General features: G+C 61.9%; 5 protein-coding genes. All 5 read right to left on the bottom strand.

Annotated features, from left to right (window positions below):
* Window positions 1-92: 92 nt before the first annotated feature.
* Window positions 93-470 (bottom strand): DUF1622 domain-containing protein, encoded by a 378-nt coding sequence (locus tag ACXJ7R_RS27045; RefSeq protein ID WP_095089161.1) that lies wholly within the window; start codon window positions 468-470, stop codon window positions 93-95.
* Window positions 467-1390: a formylglycine-generating enzyme family protein gene (locus tag ACXJ7R_RS27040; protein ID WP_457154497.1), complete on the bottom strand. Its 924-nt coding sequence runs from the start codon at window positions 1388-1390 to the stop codon at window positions 467-469. Before ACXJ7R_RS27040 ends, ACXJ7R_RS27045 begins: the two co-directional genes overlap by 4 nt.
* An 87-nt stretch (window positions 1391-1477) precedes the next feature.
* Window positions 1478-1669 carry a hypothetical protein gene (locus ACXJ7R_RS27035; RefSeq protein ID WP_457154496.1) on the bottom strand — a complete coding sequence of 64 codons (192 nt, stop codon included), beginning with the start codon at window positions 1667-1669 and terminating at the stop codon, window positions 1478-1480.
* Window positions 1670-1709: 40 nt separating this feature from the next.
* The gene (locus tag ACXJ7R_RS27030; RefSeq protein ID WP_457154495.1) at window positions 1710-2582 is read right to left on the bottom strand and encodes a bile acid:sodium symporter family protein; all 873 of its coding nucleotides are present in this window, start codon (window positions 2580-2582) and stop codon (window positions 1710-1712) included.
* A 9-nt stretch (window positions 2583-2591) separates the two neighbouring features.
* On the bottom strand, window positions 2592-3840 hold a 1249-nt coding region (locus tag ACXJ7R_RS27025), incomplete at its 5' end, for a sulfatase/phosphatase domain-containing protein (RefSeq protein WP_457154494.1).

Genomic DNA, 3840 nt, shown 5'->3' with positions numbered 1-3840 from the left:
GCATTAGAGCATTTACAGGACAAGTGTGAAACGGTTTCCGTCCGGTATTGCGTCAAAACAAAGAGATAGAGCGGTTCGGCGTTTGAACCGCTCTAGGTCATTGCCATCTTTCTGGCTTCACTCTCCTGCTGGAGTTCGCGAGCCTCCCGTTGATCTCGCTCCAGGAAGAAATTGAGGAATGTCCGGATCACGGCAATCGCCGCCAGGCGGCCTACGTCGTCCCAACTCGGCGCGACGGAGGTCTCGATGATATCGGCCGCAAGTTGGAATGTAAGGCCGGCGATCAGCCATCTGGCATGACGCATCCACACCGCGCGAATGGCGTAGTGCCCGTCCGGATGGCTGAGCATCACCCTGACACCGTTTACGAAGGCCTCGAGCGTCCCTGCCAGGATCAGGACCAGGGCCAGAAGATCGATGATCGGGGCGCTGAGTTCAGCCAGCTGGTTCAGCCATTGTGCAACGATCATGGGTTGCCGTCCCTGGTGATGCGGACAATGCAGCGGAAACCAAGATGGGAAATCGACGTGTCGACGGGCTGTGCCATGCGTGCCGCGGGACGATAGCGCCGGCAATAGTTTGGCGCGCAGAGATGCGAACCGCCCTTGGTCACCTTGCGCGGGATTTTCACGTCCGGTTGGCGCGGGTCGTAGCTTGCCTCGCGCGGGGCGCCGCGCGGGTTTTCCGCCGTGCAGCACGGGCTGTCGATCCTGCCGTGCTCCTGATACCAGTCCGTCGTCCACTGCCAGACGTTGCCGGCCATGTCGAAAAGACCGTAGCCATTGGGCGGGAACGAGCCCACCGGCGCCGTGTATTCGTAACCATCGTCCAGCGAGTTGCGATAAGGAAACTCGCCCTGCCAGGTATTGGCCATGTGCTGTCCACCGGGCGTGAGTTCATCGCCCCACACGTAGTCGGCGCCTTCGAGGCCGCCGCGCGCCGCAAACTCCCATTCGGCTTCGGTCGGCAACTCCTTGCCTGCCCAACGCGCATAAGCCTCGACATCCTCATGGGCGACATGCACCACCGGGTGATCGGCCAGCTTCTTGATCGAGCTGGCGGGGCCTCTCGGATGGCGCCAGTTGGCGCCGTGCACATAGACCCACCAGTTGTAGTGGTTGCGCATGTCGACCGGTCCGGCCGGCTTCTTGAACATGGTCGAGGACGGCGAAAGCATGTCCGGCAATGCGCCTGGGTAATTGTCCGGGTTGGCCGGCTTTTCGGCCAGCGTGACGTAGCCCGTCGCGGCGACGAATTTTTCGAAATCGCCATTGGTCACGGTAAATCGGTCCATCCAGAAACCGTCGACTTTCACGCGATGGGCCGGCGCCTCCTCGGGATAGAATTTGTCGGAGCCCATCAGAAACGAGCCGCCTGGTATCCAGATCATGCCGTCGGTCGGTGAATTGACAGACTGCGGGATCGCCTCCCGTTTTTCGACCAGCAGGTCATCAGCTCTTGCGATTTCGTCCATCCGTCAACCTCCTTGCGCCGTCGTCACGGACAGGCCGCGGCTGTCGATTGTGCCGGCGGCAGGGCTGCCGGATTTGGGCTTCTCCTGAATGAACTCGCCTCGTTCGTCCGCTCCCGTCACCGCGGCGACCAGAAGATGCCTCCAGGCGTCGATCCCGGACAATTGCCGGCGGCGACGAAGAAGCATCGCAATCATTCAATCATCCGGCTTTTCCGGCAAATTCTCAACAGTTCCGTCACAATGCGGTCTTTGACTGCGTTGCTGCGCGGACGCGCTTGCGCCAGTTCACGTAGGGAATGCATAGGATCGCGCTACCGATCAGATGCCAGAGTACCACGGCCATGGCGGCCTTCTCGTCGGGAAAGGTTGCGTGGGCGATCGCGATGGCCACGCCAGGATGACGCGTTGCGGTGGCGAGGGCCAGCACGGTTCTGTTGTCGGCCTCCGGACCCCCAAGACCGTGACCGACCAGGACGCCAACCACGACAAAGAAAGCCAGCGCGGCAAGTGATCCATTGCCGATCATCGCCGCCATGGCCGGCCAGATCCTGATGAGCACCGGAATGAAGGCCGCGACCAGCAGGATCGTTGCAAATAGAGACAGCGGGCGCGCGAGGCGGGATGCGAGGGCGGGAGCGAACTGGCGGACGAGCAGCCCGATGATGAGCGGCAGGACAATGCCTGTCGCCACGATCGATACGATCTGGCTGGCCGGCACGGCGATCCCGAACCCGAATGTGCGGCCGATGAGGGCGATACCCAACGGCACGATGACGACGGAAAGCGCCGCCATGGTAACGAGCAGGCTGGCCGTGTAGGAAACCGAGCCGCCGGCCTTGGTTTGTTTGCCGGGAAGGACCGGTGGCACCGGCGACAAAGCGAGCGCCACCAGGGCGAGCTTGACTGCCGGGTTGAGGGCAAACAACGCATCCATCGCGATCGCCAGCAAAACCATGATGACGTTCATGGAAAGCAGGGATCTGGCAAAAAGCCCCGGCTGCCGCAACAAGTATGCCGCATCCCGCCAGCTTGCCTGGAGCCCAAGCGCGAACACCATCAGCCCCATCGAGAGGTTGATGGCCATGGGAATGAGCTGCGCGATCGTCATCGTGCTCCCTCAGTCCCGGGCCATCGCGGCGGCGAACTTCCGCTCCAGATCGAGATACACGTCATCGGCGACGTCGAAGACGACCTTGACCACCCGCCCGTTTGCGAACGGGAACTGCGGCTTGTATTCGCTGCTGACGGCATCGCCGCCATCGTAGCCGACGCAAAGCCCCTCGCCGCAGAGGATGTAACGGCCCGTCTGGGTGCGGAAGGCCGCGTGCGCGACCGGTTCCTCATCGACGTAGAGCGTCATCTGGCCCAGGGTCTCCAGCTGTTTGGTGATCCGTTCCTTGACGAACTCGACGCCGACAATGTGCTTGCCCAGCTTGGGCGCTTCGACAACCAGCCGCTGCTCGGGCGGGATGCCGAGGAAGTTGTAGACGTAGAACAGCTTGCCACCCTTGACGAATAGCGAATAGCCGCCGAAGCGCGAGCCTTGCGCCACGATCACGCCCTGACTGTTGCCGGTGAACTCGACCTCGGCCAGTATCTTGAACGACACGGCAAGCGTAGGAGCCGCCGCTGCCTCGGGCACCTCGGTCGTGCCCGGATAATAGACGTATCGGTTCCGTTTTGGCGCGTGGTATTCGGCGGCGTGCATGGCCGCCACGCCGAGATCTATGAGCGGCAGCACGTTGTTCTTGTTGGCCTCCGATAGCCAGAGGTCGGTCARTTCCTTCAGCTTTTCGGGATGCTGGGCAGCCAGGTCGCGGGCCTCCGAGCGATCTGCGTCGGTGTGGAAGAGTTGCCAGACGTCCTTGTCGAAATGGCCCTGGTCCGAAGGAAGCGGCGCGTGGACGGCGGCGGCCTTCCAGCCTTTCGACCAGATGCCGCGAGTGCCGCACATCTCATAGTACTGGGTCTCCTTGGTGGTCGGCGCCTTGGCGTCATCGAAGGTGTAGGCCATCGAAACGCCGGCCAAAGGCGACTGTTTTACGCCGTCGATCGCGTCGGGCATCTTCACGCCGCAGGCTTCCAGGATCGTCGGTACGATGTCGGTGCAATGATGGTACTGGTGGCGCATTTCGCCTTTGGCCTTGATCCCCTTTGGCCAATGGATGACCAGCGGATCGCAGGTGCCGCCGGCGTACGAGGCATAGCGCTTGAACATCTTGTATGGCGTCGAGAAAGCTGTCGCCCAGCCGGTAGGATAGTGGTTGTAGGTGTCGGGCGATCCCAGCTTGTCGATCATGGCAAGGTTGCGGTTCACATCATCCGGGAAGCCGTTGAAGAACAGGTTTTCGTTGACGGAGCCGCTG

The sequence above is a fragment of the Mesorhizobium sp. P5_C1 genome, assembly GCF_054049815.1.
This window is presented reverse-complemented; position numbering and strand designations above follow the sequence as displayed.